23 protein-coding genes are annotated in these 19,245 nt (G+C 63.5%); 9 read left to right on the top strand and 14 right to left on the bottom strand.

Annotated elements, in window-relative coordinates:
* Positions 1 to 2: 2 nt before the first annotated feature.
* The 7 genes from tolQ to ruvC all read right to left on the bottom strand — a co-directional run bounded on the left by tolQ (position 3) and on the right by ruvC (position 5,094).
* Positions 3 to 698: a protein TolQ gene (gene tolQ / locus PXK07_RS07055; protein ID WP_274847500.1), complete on the bottom strand. Its 696-nt coding sequence runs from the start codon at positions 696 to 698 to the stop codon at positions 3 to 5.
* 98 nt (positions 699 to 796) lie between these two features.
* A complete protein-coding gene (gene ybgC / locus PXK07_RS07050) occupies positions 797 to 1,183 on the bottom strand; it encodes a tol-pal system-associated acyl-CoA thioesterase (RefSeq protein WP_274847499.1) in 387 nt (128 codons plus the stop codon).
* Positions 1,184 to 1,250: 67 nt separating this feature from the next.
* Positions 1,251 to 1,808 (bottom strand): RNA 2',3'-cyclic phosphodiesterase, encoded by a 558-nt coding sequence (thpR, locus tag PXK07_RS07045; RefSeq protein ID WP_274847498.1) that lies wholly within the window; start codon positions 1,806 to 1,808, stop codon positions 1,251 to 1,253.
* An 11-nt stretch (positions 1,809 to 1,819) separates the two neighbouring features.
* Positions 1,820 to 2,479 (bottom strand): hypothetical protein, encoded by a 660-nt coding sequence (locus PXK07_RS07040; protein ID WP_274847497.1) that lies wholly within the window; start codon positions 2,477 to 2,479, stop codon positions 1,820 to 1,822.
* Between the two features lie 390 nt (positions 2,480 to 2,869).
* Complete coding sequence (gene ruvB, locus PXK07_RS07035) at positions 2,870 to 3,901, bottom strand: Holliday junction branch migration DNA helicase RuvB (RefSeq protein ID WP_274847496.1); 1,032 nt, start codon at positions 3,899 to 3,901, stop codon at positions 2,870 to 2,872.
* Positions 3,902 to 3,907: 6 nt separating this feature from the next.
* On the bottom strand, positions 3,908 to 4,600 hold the full coding sequence (gene ruvA, locus PXK07_RS07030; RefSeq protein ID WP_274847495.1) for a Holliday junction branch migration protein RuvA: 693 nt from the start codon (positions 4,598 to 4,600) through the stop codon (positions 3,908 to 3,910).
* A complete protein-coding gene (gene ruvC, locus PXK07_RS07025; RefSeq protein WP_274847494.1) occupies positions 4,597 to 5,094 on the bottom strand; it encodes a crossover junction endodeoxyribonuclease RuvC in 498 nt (165 codons plus the stop codon). Before ruvC ends, ruvA begins: the two co-directional genes overlap by 4 nt.
* A 350-nt stretch (positions 5,095 to 5,444) precedes the next feature.
* Here ruvC and PXK07_RS07020 point away from each other — a divergent pair, with 350 nt between their 5' ends.
* Positions 5,445 to 5,663: a DUF1127 domain-containing protein gene (locus PXK07_RS07020; RefSeq protein ID WP_274847493.1), complete on the top strand. Its 219-nt coding sequence runs from the start codon at positions 5,445 to 5,447 to the stop codon at positions 5,661 to 5,663.
* Between the two features lie 131 nt (positions 5,664 to 5,794).
* Here PXK07_RS07020 and PXK07_RS07015 read toward each other — a convergent pair whose 3' ends face one another.
* The 3 genes from PXK07_RS07015 to PXK07_RS07005 form a co-directional block, all read right to left on the bottom strand.
* A complete protein-coding gene (locus PXK07_RS07015) occupies positions 5,795 to 6,148 on the bottom strand; it encodes a hypothetical protein (protein WP_274847492.1) in 354 nt (117 codons plus the stop codon).
* Between the two features lie 106 nt (positions 6,149 to 6,254).
* Complete coding sequence (locus PXK07_RS07010) at positions 6,255 to 7,127, bottom strand: 50S ribosomal protein L11 methyltransferase (protein ID WP_274847491.1); 873 nt, start codon at positions 7,125 to 7,127, stop codon at positions 6,255 to 6,257.
* Between the two features lie 74 nt (positions 7,128 to 7,201).
* Positions 7,202 to 8,437, bottom strand: a complete 1,236-nt coding sequence (locus PXK07_RS07005) for an MFS transporter (protein ID WP_274847490.1) — start codon at positions 8,435 to 8,437, stop codon at positions 7,202 to 7,204.
* Positions 8,438 to 8,566: 129 nt separating this feature from the next.
* Between PXK07_RS07005 and PXK07_RS07000 the strand changes: the two genes are divergently transcribed.
* Positions 8,567 to 9,628: a YeeE/YedE family protein gene (locus tag PXK07_RS07000; protein ID WP_274847489.1), complete on the top strand. Its 1,062-nt coding sequence runs from the start codon at positions 8,567 to 8,569 to the stop codon at positions 9,626 to 9,628.
* A 22-nt stretch (positions 9,629 to 9,650) separates the two neighbouring features.
* Here the strand turns inward: PXK07_RS07000 and PXK07_RS06995 are convergent, their stop codons facing one another.
* Positions 9,651 to 10,226 (bottom strand): hypothetical protein, encoded by a 576-nt coding sequence (locus PXK07_RS06995; protein ID WP_274847488.1) that lies wholly within the window; start codon positions 10,224 to 10,226, stop codon positions 9,651 to 9,653.
* An 81-nt stretch (positions 10,227 to 10,307) separates the two neighbouring features.
* Positions 10,308 to 12,503, bottom strand: a complete 2,196-nt coding sequence (locus PXK07_RS06990) for a primosomal protein N' (protein ID WP_274847487.1) — start codon at positions 12,501 to 12,503, stop codon at positions 10,308 to 10,310.
* 107 nt (positions 12,504 to 12,610) lie between these two features.
* Here PXK07_RS06990 and fsa point away from each other — a divergent pair, with 107 nt between their 5' ends.
* From fsa to PXK07_RS06975, 3 genes are all read left to right on the top strand, one after another.
* Complete coding sequence (fsa, locus tag PXK07_RS06985) at positions 12,611 to 13,264, top strand: fructose-6-phosphate aldolase (protein WP_274847486.1); 654 nt, start codon at positions 12,611 to 12,613, stop codon at positions 13,262 to 13,264.
* Positions 13,265 to 13,678: 414 nt separating this feature from the next.
* Complete coding sequence (locus PXK07_RS06980) at positions 13,679 to 14,389, top strand: DUF484 family protein (protein ID WP_274847485.1); 711 nt, start codon at positions 13,679 to 13,681, stop codon at positions 14,387 to 14,389.
* Positions 14,386 to 15,306, top strand: a complete 921-nt coding sequence (locus PXK07_RS06975; RefSeq protein ID WP_274847484.1) for a tyrosine recombinase XerC — start codon at positions 14,386 to 14,388, stop codon at positions 15,304 to 15,306. The genes PXK07_RS06980 and PXK07_RS06975 overlap by 4 nt, the downstream gene beginning before the upstream one ends.
* Positions 15,307 to 15,334: 28 nt before the next feature.
* Here PXK07_RS06975 and PXK07_RS06970 read toward each other — a convergent pair whose 3' ends face one another.
* Positions 15,335 to 15,946, bottom strand: coding sequence for a class I SAM-dependent methyltransferase (locus tag PXK07_RS06970; RefSeq protein ID WP_274847483.1), 612 nt, complete (start codon positions 15,944 to 15,946; stop codon positions 15,335 to 15,337).
* Between the two features lie 210 nt (positions 15,947 to 16,156).
* Between PXK07_RS06970 and PXK07_RS06965 the strand changes: the two genes are divergently transcribed.
* The 3 genes from PXK07_RS06965 (at position 16,157) to PXK07_RS06955 (ending at position 17,900) form a co-directional block, all read left to right on the top strand.
* Positions 16,157 to 16,336: a hypothetical protein gene (locus PXK07_RS06965; RefSeq protein ID WP_274847482.1), complete on the top strand. Its 180-nt coding sequence runs from the start codon at positions 16,157 to 16,159 to the stop codon at positions 16,334 to 16,336.
* Between the two features lie 39 nt (positions 16,337 to 16,375).
* Positions 16,376 to 17,071 carry a CDP-alcohol phosphatidyltransferase family protein gene (locus PXK07_RS06960; RefSeq protein WP_274847481.1) on the top strand — a complete coding sequence of 232 codons (696 nt, stop codon included), beginning with the start codon at positions 16,376 to 16,378 and terminating at the stop codon, positions 17,069 to 17,071.
* Positions 17,072 to 17,261: 190 nt separating this feature from the next.
* Positions 17,262 to 17,900: a hypothetical protein gene (locus PXK07_RS06955; RefSeq protein WP_274847480.1), complete on the top strand. Its 639-nt coding sequence runs from the start codon at positions 17,262 to 17,264 to the stop codon at positions 17,898 to 17,900.
* A gap of 65 nt (positions 17,901 to 17,965) precedes the next feature.
* On the opposite strand, the gene PXK07_RS06950 is transcribed toward PXK07_RS06955, so the two are convergent.
* On the bottom strand, positions 17,966 to 18,448 hold the full coding sequence (locus PXK07_RS06950) for a methylated-DNA--[protein]-cysteine S-methyltransferase (RefSeq protein WP_274847479.1): 483 nt from the start codon (positions 18,446 to 18,448) through the stop codon (positions 17,966 to 17,968).
* A gap of 319 nt (positions 18,449 to 18,767) precedes the next feature.
* Here PXK07_RS06950 and PXK07_RS06945 point away from each other — a divergent pair, with 319 nt between their 5' ends.
* The gene (locus PXK07_RS06945) at positions 18,768 to 19,238 is read left to right on the top strand and encodes a hypothetical protein (protein ID WP_274847478.1); all 471 of its coding nucleotides are present in this window, start codon (positions 18,768 to 18,770) and stop codon (positions 19,236 to 19,238) included.
* Positions 19,239 to 19,245 lie beyond the last annotated feature (7 nt).

The following is a 19,245-nucleotide window of genomic DNA, read 5'->3' as shown; positions in this document are numbered from 1 at the left end:
GCTCAGGAATCCAGCTGGCGGCTGAGGATGGTGGCGAACTCGTCGGCAAAGGCTTCATAGCCGCCGATGATCCGGTCGCTGTCGGCACTCAGCTTGTTGTAGAAGATCACCGCCGGGATCGCGGCCAGAAGGCCCAGCCCCGTTGCCAGCAGCGCCTCGGCAATGCCCGGCGCCACCACGGCAAGGTTGGTGTTCTGCTGCTCGGCAATCTCGACAAAGGCATGCATGATGCCCCAGACCGTGCCGAACAAGCCGATGAAGGGCGCGGTGGAGCCGACCGAGGCCAGCACCGGCAATCCATTCTGCAGGCCTTCCGCCTCCTTGGCGATGGCCACATCCATCGATCGATCGATCCGCGCCTGAGCGCCGGGGATCAAACCGCCATCGCTGCGGTGGCTGCGGCGCCATTCGGCCATGCCGGCCGCAAAGATCCGCTCGGACTGGCCCGCGGGATCCGGCCCCAACTGGTCAAACAGCCCGTCCAGCGGCTCCCCGGACCAGAAGGCAGCCTCAAAGGCCGCCGCCTCGGCCCGTGCCTTGCGGTAGGTGATCAGTTTCTGAAAGATGATGCCCCAGGACCATATCGAGGCTGCGATCAACATCAGCATCACCAGTTTCACGGTGATGGTGGCCCGCGCGAAAAGGCCCCACATGGAGAAATCAATCTCCTGCGCCAGCGCCAGAGTTTCTGCTTCCATTAGCCTGCTCTATCGTTTTGGACCGTCTATCTGCGGCCTTGATTGGCGCAACGCTAGCCGAAGTTGAAGCGAAAAGCCAATGAAACAGGCGGCAGGAGCTAGAGCAATGCGCGAATCTCTGCCGGCAAGCGAGTCGGACGACCATCGGCTGCGGTCACGCAAACTGCCGTGACAACGGCCTTGAACAGGGGGGTATCGCCGCGACGCACCAGCTGGCGCATGGTCAGGCGCGCGCCGGTCAGTTTCTCCACCTCGGTTTCCACCGTCAGATCGTCTTCGAACTTGGCAGGGGCGAGATAATCCGCCTCGATCCGCTGAACCACCCAGATGAGACCCGCATCGCGCATGGCGTTCTGATCGTTGCCAAGCCTGCGCACCCAATCGCTGCGGGCGCGCTCGATATAGCGCAGGTAGTTGGCGTGATAGACGATCCCGCCCATGTCGGTGTCCTCGTAATAGACCCGTACCGGGAATTCATGCGTCATTTTCTGCCCTCTCCTGCTGCTGGTCGCACCCTAAGGCGCGCTCCAAGTGGCAGCAAGCCCGGCAGACCTATTCGCAGTCCGGAGCGTTCAGCGGATAGTCGGCCAAGATATCATAGCGGGCGCCATCAGGGCTGAGCGTCGAACGAAAAAGCGCCGTGCGATCAATCTGCACGTCGGGCAAAGAGAAATCCCCAAGCGCCTGAAGGAACTCCCCCAATCGGCGCGCCTGCAGGTTCGGCATATCGCGGGAAAAGCGCGCCAGGGTGATGTGCGGGCGGAACCTTTCGCGGGGCAAATGGATCTCGGCCCGCTCCGCCGCCCGCCGCACCTGATCGCGCAGGCGTGAGAGGGTTGGATCCGGCTCCACAGCCGCAAACAGAATGCGTGGATTGCGCCCACCGACCAGATCCAGCCCCTTGATGTTCAGCCTGAGCGGCGCGGCCGCAATCTGCGACAACTCCTGATGGAGCGCCTGAAGCGCAACCTCGGGCTGGTCATCCAGAAAGGCCAGCGTCAGATGCAGGTTCTCGCCGACGACGACGCGACCCACCGGGATCTCTGCCTGAAGGCGCTCCAGTGCATCAGCAGCCTCATCCGGCAGGGGAAGCCCGACAAAGGCGCGCATGGACCGGCCTCCTATTGAATGGGGTGACCCGGCGTCGCCCCCTGCAGCCGTGCGAACAGGCGTAAGGCATGAGAAGCATCATCCGCCGCCACCGGCATCATCCTGTCATAGGCGGCAGCAATGACCCCGGCAATTTCGGGGCGCAGGATGGTGGCGCCGGTTTCGGGCAGCACGGCCAGCGGCGATTGCCTGGCAAAGGCCTGTTCTCCCCACATCAGCATGACCTGCACCGCCTGGGTGAGCGCCAGCGTCTCGGCAGGCATCTTCGCCAGATCGCCGGACATGCGCAGGAAGACAAAGGCCGCCTGAATGCCCCCCTGATCGTCAAAGCGAAACGCCCGGTACTGGCTGGCATCGGTGGCCTTGAGCCGCGCAACAAGCGGGGCAAGATCGGGGATCAGGCGGTCAAGATCGGGAACCTCAAGCAGTTCATCCCAGTCGCGAAAGAAAAAGAACATGAGATTGCTGCCGAGTTCCGGGTCGGTCTCTGCCATCTGGTGCCCTGCCAGGGTCACCACGGCCTCCAGCGCGCCCTTGAGGGTCTTGAGCGTCTCTTCCTCGACCCCAACGACGATCGGCGCAATCGGTCGCCCCCACCGCGCAAAGGCGTAGGTTCCATCCCCTCGCAGAAACAGCGCTTCGATCAGATCCGGTGTCAGGTCCAGTGTCATGAGAACGGCTCCACTACGATTGCCCGTCTGTTTCCGCCTGCGTCTAAGCTGCTCTGCCCCGAACGGCAAGGGCGTGCTCCCGCGCCCGCAGATGCATCGGCTGCGCCGATACCCCTTGGCGGCCTTGGGCGCGGCGCCGCTGTCGCGACGCGGCTGCCCCAGGGCGTACCCCTGTCCTTTTCCGGGTCAAGGGCCGCGCATGCGGCCACGCGGCACGCGTGGTTTACCCTTGAGGCGGCAAAGGACTGCCAATACTGGGACTGGTGTCTTGAGGAGCAAATCTGCTCCTCAAGACACCTCTCAGCAAATCTCGCGCCGCGTTAGCGGCGCCCTGCCCAACGGGAGCACGGCATTTTCAATGCCAAAGCGACGGGCGGGAGAGGCTGCCTCTCAGGAAAACAGATCACTCTGCGATTTGGGCGGCGCAATCCCCAGATGCATCCAAGCCTTCTGCGCCAGCATCCGCCCACGCGGAGTGCGCTGGATCAGCCCCTGCTGCAACAGGTAGGGCTCAATCACCTCCTCCAGCGCATCACGGCTTTCGCTCAGCGCCGCAGACAGGGTCTCGATCCCCACCGGCCCGCCTGAGTAATTCTCGGCAATCAGTCGCAAATACCGCCGGTCCGCTCCATCCAGGCCCAGGTTGTCCACCCCAAGCCGCGTCAGCGCACCGTCCGCTAGATCACGAGTGATCGTTCCATCGCCCTCGACCACCGCAAAGTCCACCACGCGGCGCAAGAGCCGACCGGCGATCCTTGGGGTGCCGCGCGCGCGCCGCGCGATCTCCCGTGCGCCGGCGTCATCCGCCGGCGCGCCCAGCTTGCGGGCGTTACGGCTGACGATCTCATGCAGCTCATCCACCGTGTAAAACTGCAGCCGTGTCGGAATGCCGAACCGGTCCCTCAGCGGCGTGGTCAAAAGCCCCATACGCGTCGTCGCCCCCACCAGGGTGAAGGGCTGCAACTCGATCCGCACCGTACGGGCGGCGGGGCCTTCGCCGATCACCAGATCCAGCTCGAAATCCTCCATCGCCGGGTAAAGCACCTCCTCCACAGCCGGATTGAGCCTGTGGATCTCGTCGATGAACAGGACATCGCGCGCCTCGAGGTTCGTGAGGATCGCCGCCAGATCGCCCGCCTTGGCCAAAACCGGCCCCGAGGTCATGCGGAAATTCACTCCCAGCTCCCGCGCCACGATCTGCGCCAGCGTCGTCTTGCCCAGGCCCGGTGGCCCGTGAAACAGGGTGTGATCCATCGCCTCGCCGCGGCGGCGGGCGCTTTCGATAAAGACGCGCAGGTTGGCGCGGGCCTCGGCCTGACCGATGAATTCCGACAGGCCTTGCGGGCGCAGGGCGCGGTCGTTGTCCTGTTCGCTGTCCTCGGGCAGGGGCGCGGGGCGCAGGGTCGGATCTGCATCAATCATCACGGCTTACCCCTTTGGCGCCAAGAGGCGCAGGGCCGCGCGGATCAATTCGGCCTCTCCGGCCTCGGGGCTGTCACCCGCAGCCTCGGCCACGGCAGCGGCGGCCTCGGACGGGCCATAGCCGAGGTTCGAAAGCGCCGAAAGCGCCCCGGCAGAGGCGGCGGCCGCACCCAAGGGCGGTTTCGGCTTGGCCGCTTTCCCCTTTTTCGGCGCAGGCGTAGCCTCGGCAGGCTCCACCACATCCGCAAGCGAGGGACCCTCCATCGCCTCGGACACCGTGCCGCCCATGGCCATCACCCCGGGTGCCTTGTCCTTCAGATCCAGAACGATGCGCTGCGCGGTCTTGGGGCCGACGCCCTTGGCGGCCTTCACAGCCGCCCAGTCGCCCAGGGCAATGGCGCGGCTTACCCCGTCGGGACCAAGCGCGCCCAGGATGGCGAGCGAAACCTTGGCCCCCACCCCCTGCACCGAGGTCAGCAGGCGATGCCATTCCTTTTCCACCAGCGAGGGAAAGCCATAAAGCTGCATCAGGTCTTCACGCACCAGGAGTTCGGTATAAAGCGCCACCGGTTCACCGACGCCGGGCAGGGCCGCAAGGGTGCGATCCGAGCAATAGACGATATAGCCGACGCCGCGCACATCGATCAGCACGTGGTCCGCTGCGCGATACTCCAGCCGTCCGGTCAGCTTGCCGATCATGCGCGCACCTCCTTCAACACCCGCTGTTGCGTGCCCCCGTAATAGGCATGGCAAATGGCAATGGCCAGCGCATCGGCGGCATCGGCGCCCTTGGGGTTACAGCCGGGCAGCTGCAGCTTCACCATATGCAGGATCTGCCCCTTGTCCGCATGTCCCACGCCCACCACCGTTTTCTTCACGCGGTTGGGGGCATATTCGCCCACCGGCAGCCCGGCCTTGGCCAGGGTCAGAAGCGCGACGCCCCGCGCCTGCCCCAGCTTCAGCGTGCCCGCACCATCCTTGTTCACGAAGGTCTGTTCGATGGCGGCCTGATCCGGGCAATATTGCGCGATCACCTCGCCCACCTGATTGTGCAGCGACAACAGCCGCTCGCCCAGATCATCGCCATCGGAATGACACAGCCCGTTGGCCACATGGGACAGCCGCGTGCCTTGCGATTCGATGATCCCCCAGCCCAGGGTCCGCAGCCCCGGATCGATCCCCAAAATCCGCATATCCGCCCTGCCCCTGCCTGTTCATTCGAATTGTTTTGAAATGAGTTAGCACAAAAGGCGAACATAGCCAATCGCTTTTGCCTTGGCCTTCTCCCTTGGGGTGAGAAAACAAGAGACGAAAACGCCACATCGATGTCTGGTCGCGACATTTTGCAGCCGCCTGCTCCCAATTGGCGCATTCCCCTTATTTGCAAGGGCGAGAGCTATGCAAAAAGCGCGTAGTGCTATGCAAAAATCGATCTTGCTGGGGGAAGATTTCGCCTCTACCTGCCGCTTAACGCGCAACGGCCCACTCGCACCACTTCACGGCCCCGGCGCATTTTGAAACACATACCCAAGAGGACAAGGATATGGCTGCATTTGACACCACCCGCACCACCTATGGCTCCACCGGCCTGTTTGGTCGTATCGGCGGCCTTCTGGACAATGCCCTGGCATCGGCCGTGGCTTGGAACGACGCCCGCGCCACCCGCAACGCCCTGTCGGCGCTCAGCGACCGCGATCTGGCCGATATCGGCATGTGCCGCGGCGATATCGACGATATTGCCCTGGGCAAATCGCACCGCTGATCACCCAGCAATCTGACTGCCAACCCTTTTCCCTCGGGGGCAGACAAGACCGCCGCAGACCCGACCCGGGCTGCGGCGTTTTTATTTTTCATTTGATCACAGAGCCTGCGACGCAGGCAGATCGGGTCCCATCAATGCACGTAGGGGCGCAGCTTTTGTCCGATCAGGACGGAAATCGGCTCGGCTTGCATGACAAAGGCCCCGGCCCGCTCCACCGCAATGCCGCGCGACAGCTCGGCCACGCGTGCATCGTAGCTTGCAAAGCCCAAGCTCGCCATCAGGAACCCTTTGAACAGGAAGACGGAGCAGAGAAGAAAGACGACAGCGCGCGGCGTCACCCGAGACCGGGACGCACGCGATCTGCGCGGCTTCACCATGATCAGCCCGTCCGAGCCGACATGCGCCGAATAGCCCGATGACATGGCCTCGTGCTTGTCTTCAAGACGGCGCAGACGCGCGTTGAATTCTCGATGTTGTTTGCCCATACCATGAGCTCCCCGAACTGGCCCCCACCAGCGGATGAGTCACCATGCGACGGAAATGTGGCAAGTTTTGGGCAGTTTTCTAAAATTCTCGATAAACTTGGTTCAATCAGCCCGTTTTTTTCAACAGCAGCGTGGTCCATTCGCCGATCTCATCCCGGCGCTGCAAGGCAAGGCCGTTCTCGCCGTAGACCGCGATCACATTGTCGGCCTGATCGTTGAGGATACCGGACAGGATCGCATATCCGCCCGCGCGCAGGTTGGCGGCAATATCGGGCGACAGGGCCACCAGCGGCCCTTTCAGGATATTGGCAAAGATCAGGTCATAGGGCGCCGCGGCCTTCAGATCCGCATGATCGAACCCGGCGGCCTCCAGGCAGGTCACCTGCCCGGCCATGTCGTTGGCCTTGAGGTTGGCCTCGGCCACCTCGACCGCGACCTCGTCGATGTCGCTGGCGATGAACTGCCCGTCCCAGACCCGAGCCGCCGCCATGGCCAGAACCGCGGTGCCGCAACCAATGTCAGCCACCTTGGCGCCGGCAAACCCGGTGTCGATCAGATGATCCAGGGCGCGCAGGCAGCCCAGCGTGGTGCCGTGGTGGCCGGTGCCGAATGCCATCGCCGCCTCGATCAGCAGCGGAATCTTGCCCGCAGGCACCTTGTCCGCGTCATGGCTGCCGTAGACGAAGAACCGCCCGGCCTCCACCGGAGCCAGCTCGCGGCGCACATGGGCAACCCAATCGGTTTCCGGCAGTTCAGACACGGCAAAGGGTTTTGCCTCATGCATCGTCGCAAGCAGCGCCAGCCCCGCCTCGTCCGGGGCTTCGGTGAAATAGCCGCCAACCTCCCAGAGGCCGGATCCATCCTCGATCTCGAAGACACCGACGCCGGTGGGTTCGGGCATCAGTCGTTCCATCGCCTCGCCCAGCGCCTCGGCTTTGGCTTTTCCGGTGAGGGTGGTCAGGGCGGTGAAGGTGGGCATGGCGTCTCTCCAGGGATTGCTGACATGCGCCTAGGCCGCGCGCGGCCCGGCGTCAAGCACAAGCACCGAACGCCTCACTCGGCAGGCGCGGCAGAGAGGTACTTGGAGAACACCGTCTCGTTGCCCGGCTCGGGGTGGCGCGGGATCAGGCAGGCCAGCGTCAGCGATACCAGCGCCATCGCCGCCGCCAGGCCAAAGACCGCACCGGGCGAGATCACCCAGAGCATGCCCAGGAGCACCGGCAGGAACACCGCCGCGATATGGTTGATGGTAAAGGCCACGGCGGCGGTGGGCGCGATGTCACCGGGATCTGCGATCTTCTGGAAATAGGTCTTGAGCGCCAGCGCCAGCGCAAAGAGCACGTGATCGATCACGTAGAGCGTCGCCGCCAGCAACACACCCCAGCCAAACCAGTAAAGCCCGCCATAAAGCGCAAAGACGGTGGCAAGACCGGCATATTCGAAGATCAGCGTGCGCCGCTCGCCAAATGTGGCCACGAAGCGACCCAGCAGCGGCGCGACGGCCATGTTGATCACCAGGTTGATCAGAAACAATCCGGTGACCTCGTGGACGTCAAAGCCGAATTTCTCCACCATCATGAAGCCCGCAAAGACCACAAAGATCTGCCGCCGCGCACCGGCCATAAACTGCAGCGCATAATAAAGCCAGTAACGGCGGCGCAGCACCAGCTTCTTGACCTGCGGATGCGGCGCCTCGAACTGCGGGTAGGCCATCAGGCAGACAAGGGCGAGCAGCGTCGTCACCCCGCCTGCGGTCATGAACACCACATTGTAGCTGAGGCTCAAAGGCTCCCACAGAAGCACGATCAGCCCGTAGACCACCAGAGTCGCCGCCGACCCCGCCGCCAACAGCCAGCCCAGCATCTGCGGTGCGCGGTCTTTCGGCAGCCATTGCAGCTGCAGCGACTGGTTCACCGTCTCGTAGTAGTGAAAACCGATCGAGGACAGCATGGTGATGGTCAGGATCCCGCCCAGCGACGGAAACCAGGCCGTAACCGCCGTAGCCGCCCCCAACAGCATCAGTGAGACCAGACCCAGCACCTGTTCGCGCACCAGCATGATCACCGCGATCACCCCGATGGCCAAAAAGCCGGGGATCTCGCGCACCGTGTGCAGCAGGCCGATGTCGGCGCCGTCGAAATCAGCGACCTCGATCACGAAGTTGTTGAGCAGCGCATTCCAGGCGTTGAAGGCAATCGGCATGCAGAGCGCCATGACGAACAGCAGCGTGGTCGGGCGGCGCCAGCGCGGCAGATCGCGCGCGCTCTCTATCGGGATCGGCTTGAACATGAAATCAGCCTTTACGCCTCTTTCCCGGTTCTGGCGAGGGCAAAACACCGCGCGCACATCTGATCTGCATCAATGCGAGGGTCACATTTCATACATATTAGGATGCGTGCATGGATCAGGGGACGCGCTATGGATCTGGTATCAATTGTCGAACGTATCGGAGAGGCTCCGACGGCGGCCCTGTTTGGCCTGGCCACCGGGCTGACCTTTGGCATTGCCGCCCAGCGCTCGCGCTTCTGCCTGCGCGCCGCGGCGGTGGAATTCGCCCGCGGGCGGATGGAAGACAAGGTCGCGGTGTGGCTTTTGACCTTTTCCACCGCCGTGGTCTGGGTGCAGGCGGCCGAGCTTTTGGGGCTGATGAGTTCAGCGGATGCGCGGATGATGGCCGTGCCCGGCAGCTGGTCCGGCGCCGTGATCGGCGGCTTTCTGTTCGGCGCGGGCATGGTGCTGGCGCGGGGCTGTTCGGGTCGCTTGCTGGTGCTGGCGGCCACCGGCAACCTGCGGTCTGTCGTCTCGGGTCTGATCTTTGCCGTTGTGGCCCAGATGAGCCTTGCGGGCGTGCTCTCGCCCCTGCGCGACAAGCTGGCCGCGCTCTGGGTCACCTCAGGCGGGCGCAACATGGATCTGATGGCCGTCGCGGGCCTGCCAGAATGGGGCGGGCTGGCACTGGGCGCGGCGATTGCGGTGCTGGCACTGTGGTTGTCGCGCAGGAACCGTATCGGCGCGGCGCGGCTGGTGTTTGCCTCGGGCGTGGGCTTTGCCGTCGCCTTGGGCTGGGTGCTCACCCATGGCCTGAGCCTTGTGGCCTTTGACCCGGTGCAGATCGAAAGCGCCACTTTCACCGGACCCTCGGCCCATACGCTGATGTTCTTCCTGGATCGCAACGCCATTCTGGAATTCGACGTGGGCCTGGTGCCTGGCGTCTTCATCGGCGCGATGATCGCCGCCACCCTTGCCGGAGAGATGAAGATCCAGGCTTTTGACGGTCCCGTCACCATGCGCAAGGCGATGATCGGCGCCGCACTGATGGGCTTTGGCGGCATGCTGGCAGGTGGCTGCGCCATCGGCGCGGGCGTCACCGGCGGATCAATCTTTGCCGGAACCGCCTGGCTGGCACTGTTCTGCATGTGGGTGGGCGCCATGGTCACCGATCTTCTGGTCGATCAACGCGCCGAACGCGCACTGGCGTGACAAAGGATCTTTGAGGTCCGAACTATGACCTGAGATAGTCGAAACGCTCGGCCATCAGGCCGACGATCTTCTTGGCTTCCCCGCGCTCCAGCTCCAAGCCGAACCCAAGCGTGCGAGAGCCATAGTCGAATTTGATGGCACCGTACGAAAACCCGGACATGAACCAGACCGGCATATTGCGACTGCCAAACATCGAAGGGGTGCCTTCATCGACGCTGCGCAAATCCGAGATGTGTTCGGCCTTGCAGTTCTTGCCCCGCCGAAAGGCCCCGATGCTGCGCGTAATGTGGATGCCTTGCGGCGTCACAAAAACGACCTCCCTGCCAAACAGCATCCATCCGGCCAAGCCAATCGCGAAAGCTCCGCCTACCGTCCAGGCACAGAGCCAGAAGATAAGGAACAGGCTTCCACCCCCAGCGTTTCCGAAAAACAAAGTCCCGGCCGCAGCGATCCAGCCGAAGGCCCAACCGCAAAGCCAAAAGCAAAGAAACAGGGAAATCAGGATGCGTTTCTTGGAGGGTACGACGATCCGCAGCCCCTCTGATGTTTCGTAAACGGTGGCGCGCCCGGCCTCCGGGTCCAGGAAATCGTCTTTCATAATCGCTCTCAGCAGTTTTCGGCAAATTATCGGCCAGCACCATGCAACGCTGAGGAGAAAAGTCCCACCGTTTTCTGGCCTTCAGAAGAAGCTCTGCGGGTCGATATCGACGCTGAGCCGCAGATCGCCTTTCAGCCGCAAGGGCGCGATCCAGCGGGCAATGGCCTCTTGCAGGGGGGCGCCCTTGGCGGCCTTCACCAACATCCGCACCCGGTGGCGCCCCCGGATGCGGGCAATGGGCGCAGGCGCAGGCCCAAAGAGCTGCGCCCCGATCTGGCGCAGCGCGCCGTCGTTGCGCGCCAGCGTTTCGCCCAGATCAAAGACCTGCGCCAGATCTGGCCCCGACAGGATGATCCCCGCCATGCGGCCAAAGGGCGGCACCCCGGCGGCCTGCCGCTCGGCGGCCTCGGCCTTCCAGAAGGCCTCCTCGTCTCCCGACAGGATCGCGCGGATCACCGGGTGCTCGGGCTGGAAGGTCTGCAACAGCGCCTCGCCGGGTTTTTCCGCACGCCCCGCCCGGCCCGCAACCTGCCGCATCAGCTGGAATGTCCGCTCTGCCGCGCGCAGGTCCGATCCCTGCAGGCCCAGATCCGCGTCAATCACCCCCACCAGCGTCAGCAGCGGAAAGTTGTGTCCCTTGGCCACCAGCTGCGTGCCAAGGATGATATCCGCCTCCCCCGCCGCAATCTCCTCGATCCTCTGTTTCAGGGCGCGGGCCGATCCGAACAGATCCGAACTCAGGACCGCGATGCGCGCCTCGGGGAACAGTGCCGCCGCTTCTTCACCCAGCCGCTCGATGCCGGGGCCGACCGGGGCCATCTTGCCCTCGACCTGACAGGAGGGGCAGACCTCGGGCACGGGTTTTGTCTCGCCGCATTGGTGGCACATCAGCCGTTTCAGGAAGCGGTGCTCCACCATGCGGCTGTCGCAGTGATCGCAGGCCACCTGCGCACCGCAGGCCCGGCAGATCGTCACCGGCGCAAATCCCCGGCGGTTGAGGAACAACAACGACTGCTCACCGCGCTCCAGCCGCGCCTTCATGGCAAATTTCAGCGTCGGAGAGATCCAGGTCGAGGGCAGCAAATCCTCGGACCGCATATCCACCGCGCGCATCTCCGGCAGCACCGAGGCGCCAAACCGGGATTTCAGATCCAGCCGCTTGTACTTCCCGGCCTCTGCATTGGCCCAGGTTTCCAGGCTGGGCGTGGCCGAGGCCAGCACAACTTGGGCCGAACACATGGCCGCGCGCAGCACCGCCATGTCACGGGCGTTGTAAAGGACGCCATCCTCCTGCTTGTAGGAGGTATCATGCTCCTCATCGACGATGATCAGACCCAGATCGCGAAACGGCAGGAACAGGGCCGAGCGCGCGCCGATCACCAGTTGCGCCTTGCCCTGCCCGACCATGCGCCAGACCCGGCGCCGCTCGGTCATGGTGGCGCCCGAGTGCCATTCCGCCGGGGTGCCGCCGAACCGCGCCTCGACCCGTTTCAGGAACTCCGCCGTCAGTGCAATTTCCGGCAACAGCACCAGTGCCTGACGCCCGGCGCGCAAGGTAGCCGCCACGGCCTCCAGGTAAACCTCGGTCTTGCCCGACCCGGTGACGCCCTTCAGCAGCGTGGTGCCATAGGCGCCGCTCTTGACGCCCTCCTCCAGTGCCGCCGCGGCCGTCGCCTGATCCTGGGTCAACTCTTTGCCGGGAAGATCGGGATCCAGATGCGGATAGGGCAGATCGCGGGGCGTTTCCTCCTCGCGCAGGGCGCCCTGTTTCACCAGGCCCTTCACGACCGATGGGGTGACGCCTGCCATGTCCGCCAGCTCTTTCGGCGTGAAGGCGAGGCCGCCATATTCCTCGATCGTGTCCAGCACCCGAGCGCGGGCATCGGTCATCCGGTCGGGGTCCCGATCGCCGCGCCGCAGGATCTTGCGCATCGAGGGCGGATCAGACAGCCCCGGCGCGCGGCTCGCCAGCCGCAGCATCGCGGGCATCGGTGTCAGCGTGTAGTCGGCGGCCTTGCCAAGGAAGGCGCGCATCTCGCTGCGCATCGGCGCCACATCCAGCACGCGGATGACGCTGCGCAGTTTCGACGAATCAAAGCCGCCCGCACCCGGCCCCCAGACCACGCCCAAGACCTTGCGCGGACCCAGGGGCACCTCCACATAGGCGCCAAGAAAACAGCCGCCTTCCGGCGCACGGTAATCCAGAAGCCGGTCAAGCGGTTGCGTGGTCAGCACCGCCACCCGTTCCCCTGCCTCGAAATGCTCCTGTCCGCTCACCGCTGCCTACCTTCCGCCCCAGCGCCCCGCCGGGGCTTTTTAATGCCTCTCCCATGAGGTAAAGGCTAGTCTAAACAAGGCCAACCCACGCCAGAGGATTACGTCAGATGAAATTCTTCGTAGATACCGCCGAAATCGATGCCATTGCCGAACTCAACGACCTTGGCATGGTGGATGGTGTCACCACCAACCCCTCGCTGATCAAGAAATCCGGCCGCGACATCATCGAGGTCACCAAGGAGATCTGCGATCTGGTCGACGGCCCCGTCTCCGCCGAAGTGACCGCGACCGACGCCGAGACCATGATCGCCGAAGGGCGCAAGCTGGTGGAGATCGCCGAGAATATCGCCGTCAAGGTGCCGCTGACCTGGGATGGCCTGAAGGCCTGCAAGGTGCTGTCCGACGACGGCCACATGGTCAACGTCACCCTCTGCTTCTCCGCCAACCAGGCGCTTCTGGCGGCCAAGGCGGGTGCGACCTTCATCTCTCCCTTCATCGGGCGCCTGGACGATATCAACCTCGATGGCATGGAGCTGATCGAGGACATCCGCACCATCTACGACAACTACGGGTTTGAGACCGAGATCCTCGCCGCTTCGATCCGCACCGTGAATCACGTTCTGGACTCTGCCCGTATCGGCGCCGACGTGATCACCGCCCCGCCCGCCGTGATCAAATCCATGGTCAATCACCCGCTGACCGACAAGGGCCTTGATGCCTTCCTCGCCGACATCAAGGCGGCTGACATCAAGATCCTCTGATCGAACGGTCAGCATACCCGATCTGACAAGGCGCTCTGGTTCAGGGCGCCTTTTTCATGCCGCAAGGCCCAGAATGCCGGGTCAAGGGCCGCGACAGCGGTCGCGCAGCGCGCGATCCACCCTTGACGCGGCCTCTTCAAACACAATCGATAGGGCGCTTTCGAGGGGGCAGACCGCCCCCTCAAACGCTTCTCCGCACAACAATAGGTCCGCAAGGACCGCCCCGCCGGGCGTCAGCCCGGCGCCCGGCCCAACCGGCAAGGGCCAGTCTCCGACTGTCCCGCAGTGGGCGGGAGCCTCCCCTGTCTCGCGCCCAAGACATCTCGGCGATTTTCCCTCACTACCACATTTTTCGCCGGCATCCGCCAAAACCCATGCTATAACCCGGGCCAAAGACCCAGCAGAGGTTCCTACATGAGCAGCAGTGCCCCCCTTGATGACGCCCTCCGCGCCGCGATTCTGGAAAAACCGGATGCGGTTCTGGAAGACCCGAATCTGATGAACGCCCTCGTCAGCGCCAATGAGCGCGCCATGGGGACAAATATCGTCGATCTGCGCGGCATTGCCATGGAACGGCTGGAGGCACGGCTGGACCGGCTGGAGGACACCCACCGCTCGGTGATCGCCGCCGCTTACGAAAACCTCGCGGGCACCAACCAGATCCACCGCGCCATCCTGCGCCTGCTGGATCCCGAGGATTTCCCCGGCTTCCTGGCCAGTCTCAACCAGGATATGGCCGAGATCCTGCGGGTCGATGCGCTGGCCCTGGTGCTGGAAACCCGACAGGAAGATGGCAATAGTGCCGCCGAACGCATCGGCGATGTGCTGAAACCGGTGGCTCCGGGGTTCGTTGCGGACTATGCCGCCGCAGGCAGCCGGGGCGGCACCGATCGGCAGATCAGCCTGCGCCAGGTACAAAACGGCAGCGCGCGGATCTATGGCACCAAGGCGGAATGGATCCGCTCCGAGGCCTGCCTGGTCTTGGATTTCGGCCCTGGCCGCCTGCCCGGCATGCTGGTGCTGGGGGCGGAAGACCCGCATCAGTTCTCGCCCCAGCAAGGCACCGATCTTCTGGCCTTCTTTGCCAGCGTCTTCGAACGCACCATGCGCCGCTGGCTGGCATGAACCTGATCTCTCCGGCGTGCCGCGACGCCCTTCAGCACTGGCTGGAGGGGTTGAGCGCACTGGGGGGCGCCTCTGACAACACCATCACCGCCTATCGCGCGGATGTAAGCGGTTTTCTGGCCTTCATGAGCACCCATCACGGTGCGCCGCAGGGTCTCGGCGCGCTGGCGCGGATCTCCACCGCCGATATGCGGGCCTGGATGGCCTCGGAACGCAACGCGGGCACCGGCGCGCGCTCGCTGGCGCGCAAGCTCTCGTCGGTGAAGAATTTCTACCGCTGGCTGGCCGCGCGCGAAGGGTTCGAACCCACCGCCGTGCTGGCCGCCCGGGCGCCGAAGTTCCAGAAGAAACTGCCCCGCCCCCTGGCCGAGGATGCCGCCCGCGCGGTCCTTGAAACGGTTGAGCTGCAATCCAGCACCGACTGGGTCGCCGCCCGCGACGTGGCTGTGGTGACCCTGCTCTATGGCTGCGGCCTGCGGATTTCCGAAGCGCTTGGCCTCAGGGGCTGCGATGCCCCCCTGCCCGAGGTGCTGCGCATCACCGGCAAGGGCGACAAGGAGCGCGTGGTCCCGGTGATCCCCGCCGCGCGCGCCGCAGTCGATCGCTACCTGCGCCTGTGCCCGCACCCGCAGGACAAGGACAGCCCGCTGTTTCGCGGGGTGCGCGGTGGTGCCCTCAACCCCCGCCAGATCCAGGGTGTCATGGCCAAGACCCGCGCCCAGCTGGGCCTGCCCGCCTCGGCCACGCCCCATGCGCTGCGCCACAGCTTTGCCACCCATCTGCTGGAAGCAGGTGGAGATCTGCGCGCCATACAAGAGCTTCTGGGGCATGCCTCGCTCTCGACCACCCAAGCCTATACGGCGGTGGATACGGCGCATCTGATGGAGGTCTACAACCGGAGCCATCCCAAGGCGTAAGACGCGCTGACAGGCGTGCGGACCTCATTCAGCGACGCTGAAAGACCGTCCAGGTAAAGGACTGTTCTGCGCCTCCGGGCGCCTCATGCATCTCCCGCCAGTGATGACGCAGATCGAATTCGGAGCCTAGCTCCGCCGCCAACTGACCGGCGGAATACCTGCGGACCGGCAAGCCGCTGCATTTCTCCGGCCCGTCCGGTGCGAAAGTGGCAAGGATCACATGCCCGCCAGAGCACACCCCGGCTTTCAGAGCCGCAACATAGGCTGCCCTGTCCTTCTCATCGGTCAGGAAGTGAAAGACCGCGCGGTCATGCCAGACCTCATAGCGGCGCGGCGGTGTCCAGTCGGTGATATTGGCAACGATCCAAGCAACGCCTGCGGCCTGTTCTCCCAACCTGCGCCCGGCAACCGCAAGGGCAGCCTCGGAAATGTCCAGCACGGTCAGATCCCGCCATCCGCGCTCTGACAGGATCTTCGCCAGATCCGAGGCCCCACCGCCAATATCCACAAAGGGCACGTCCTGCCTGCCGACCAGAGAAAGCGCCTTCAAGGAGGCCTCGGGATGGGCCTGATACCAGCTGACCTCCGAGCGATCTTTCCGGGTATAGACAGCGTTCCAGTGCGCCTTGCGATCTGTCATCCGATTTCTCCTCCAAGGTCGCCCCGACAACGCTATCGGGTTGCTGAAAATGTTACATTCCACCCACGGAATGTGAAAGACTTGTCACCAAGATGGCCGGACGACCCGCAACATCCTTAAAATGCAAGATAATTCGACGGCAATCCGCAACCTGTCCTTAACCACGTCCGGGGCTTTTATGGACACTCCCGCTCCAGAAAGGATGCTCCCATGTTTCACGATTCGGCCCTCTTCCTCGACCAGGCACCCGCCGTGCCCGCACCGCCTGTTTCGCGCATTCGCTGCCCGCGCTCGGTCCCTGTCACGCAGTGGCCCACGCCCGATGCCATCGCCGAAGAGTTGCGCCTCTTTGCCGATGCAGGGCCGCAGGGGAACAAAACCCTGCATTGAACCCTTGCGGGCCTGAGGCAAATTCGCCATCACGGATGAATGAGACCTCAGATCCGCGCCATCCTTGTCCATCTTCTGACCGCCACCGGCGCCGTCTTTGCCATGCTGGCCATGCTGGCGGCGACCAAGGGCGAGTGGAGCCTGATGTTCCTCTGGCTGGTGGTCGCCTTTGCCGTGGACGGTATCGACGGGCCGCTGGCGCGCCATTATCACGTCAAACGCTATGCGCCGCAGTTCGACGGGGTGCTGCTGGACCTGATCATCGACTACCTCACCTATGTCTTCATCCCGGCCTTTGCCCTGTTCCAATCCGGGCTTATGGCGGGCTGGACCGGCTGGTTCGCCATCATCGTGATCACCTTTGCCAGCGCGATGTATTTCGCCGACACCCGGATGAAGACCAAGGACAATTCCTTTTCCGGCTTTCCGGGATGCTGGAACATGCTGGTCCTGGTGATCTTCGCCCTTGAGCCCAGCCACTGGACCAGCCTGGCGCTGGTCACGCTGCTGGCAATCGCCATGTTCCTGCCGCTGAAGTTCATTCACCCGGTGCGCACTGAGCGCTGGCGCAAGGTCTCTTTGCCCGTCGCGTTGATCTGGACGCTCTTGGCGGGCTATGCAGCCTGGATCGACTTCCACCCCGAAAGCTGGGCGCATTGGGGGTTGGTGGTGACCTCTCTCTACCTGCTGTTTGTCGGCATCCTGCAGCAGATCATCCCACCCAAGCGCAGCTGAGACAGCCCCGCACAGCGGTGAACGTCAAAAAAGTCAAACAGAACGGCAGCTTGCAAATACATGGCAAAGCTCACTCAAATCCTGTGCAGTTTTGCAATCCCAAACTCATCAGCAATTAAACCCCATTTGCAATGATGTCTCCTCAATCCCACTCGTCCGATCGTGTGACGACCCATCAGGAGACCACGACATGACTGCGCTTTCCGCCCTGGGCGGCCATTCGAACGCCCACTCCATTCACATGCATCACCACCAACATCGTCACGGTTCGGATGAACATGCCGTACAGTCTGGCCCGCCCGACCATGCCAAGGCCTGGGGCTGGCGCGCCAAGCAAGCCGCCAAGATGGAGGCCACGCAGCCGCCCCCAAAGACACCTGCAGAAACACCGGCAGCCTCCGGGATCGATGCCCTGCTCAGCGGCAGCTTCGGCGAGATAAAGCTGAAGCTCGAATTTGAGATCGAAGCCGGTGAATTCAAGATCGAAGTCTCGCGGGATGAAGGCGGGCTGAGCGTCGAAATCGAGGCCGAGACCGACCAGGGTGAAATCAAGATCGCCTTTGAAAGCGGTGAACATGGTGGCCTGAAGGTGGAATTCGAATCCGACGAACTGGGCGAATTCAAGCTTTCGGTCGAAAATCTCAGCGAAGGCGATCCCGCCACTGCGCTGGAAATCGTCGACGCAGAGAACGCCCCCGCGACGGCACCGGCCGCACCCAGTGGCGCCGATATGGAGGCCATGGTGCTGGACCTCGCCTCGGGCGACGGCGCGCCATCCAGCACCGGTGCCATGTCCGAATACGAACAGATGAAGACCCTGTTTTCCTGACGAATTCATCGGTCGGTAGCGCTCCGAACGGCGTCACCTTACAAGCGCTGCTGCCCGCTCACCTGTCAAATCAACAGGCCCGCCGCGCCTTCATGGCGCAGGAGGGCCACTTTTGTTTCCACACCCCCCTGGCCGGAAAACCCTCCCAGACCATTTCGGCCCAACACTCGGTGGCAGGGAATGATTATGGGAATGGGGTTGGCGCCACAGGCATTGCCCACCGCCTGCGCCGAACTGCCCAGCTGCTCGGCCAATTGACCATAGCTGCGGGTCTCTCCAAAGGGGATCGCGGCGATCGCGGCACAGACCGCACGCTGGTAATCGGATCCCGCGACCAAGAGCGGCAGATCGAAAATCCGCAGATCTCCTGCGAAATAGGCGTCGAGCTGTTCGATCCCGCGCCGCAGCACATCATCGGCTTGCGCGCTTGCAGAGGCCGCCGCCGTTCCCGCTGCACTCCAGGACAGTTCGGTGATCGCCTCTCCGGCCGCGATCAGAGTGATGCACCCCACCGGCGTTTGCAGGCATGCACTGCGGTGCCGCTCCATTGTCTTTCTTTCGTCCCCTGCTTCCCTGGTACCATTTTCCCCGGCGCCTCTACTGGTGCCTCTCTTGGCGCCCTGGCGGCTTGCGACAGTGCGCACCTGCACAGCGCTGCGCTTATACACTTTGGTATAGGTCTGATAACCCTCTGACCTGCTCGCCTCTCCCAGGGCACAGGTGCGCGACCTGCAGCGAATCTGCTAATTTAATACAACTGGAAAGCCCGGACTTAAGCATCAATTAGCCTTTGTGAACACGAAGCGGTCCCGGGCGGCAGGCGTCAAAGACGCCATGGGAATGGTAACCAAAGGTTCAACAAGAGTCATGCTGACACTGGATAAACCCCATACACTTTGGAAGAACGGACTGAAGGTTCATCGTCCGATCCGTGTCGATCCGGATCTGCGCGACCATACCGTTTATCACCTCACGGCCCTGTCCAAGAAAGAAACACCGCTCACCCCGACCAAGCCGATCGAGGGCAGCGACCGGGGCATGGCCTATCGGGAACAGCGCCGGATTGGACTACAGGGCGACCGCTTGCCCGGAACCCAAAGCCATTTGCAGCAAGTCATGCAAATGGGGTTGGCCCCAAAGTGGCAGAACCCACCGGTAAGCGCGGGGCAAAGCGGCACTGCCGCAGCGGCGGCCCAATCCCAGATTTCTTCTGCCGCCAAGGCCCTATGGCAGCAGTACATGGCGCTGATGTCCGGGCGGGCGGTTGGCCCGCTGCCGATGAGCGTGATCGAGGCCTGCGCAAGCTACGCCGCCTCCAAACAGGTGGTCGCCGCCTAAACCCCAT

Source organism: Phaeobacter sp. QD34_24, assembly GCF_028890115.1.
GTDB lineage: Bacteria > Pseudomonadota > Alphaproteobacteria > Rhodobacterales > Rhodobacteraceae > Phycobacter.
This window is presented reverse-complemented; position numbering and strand designations above follow the sequence as displayed.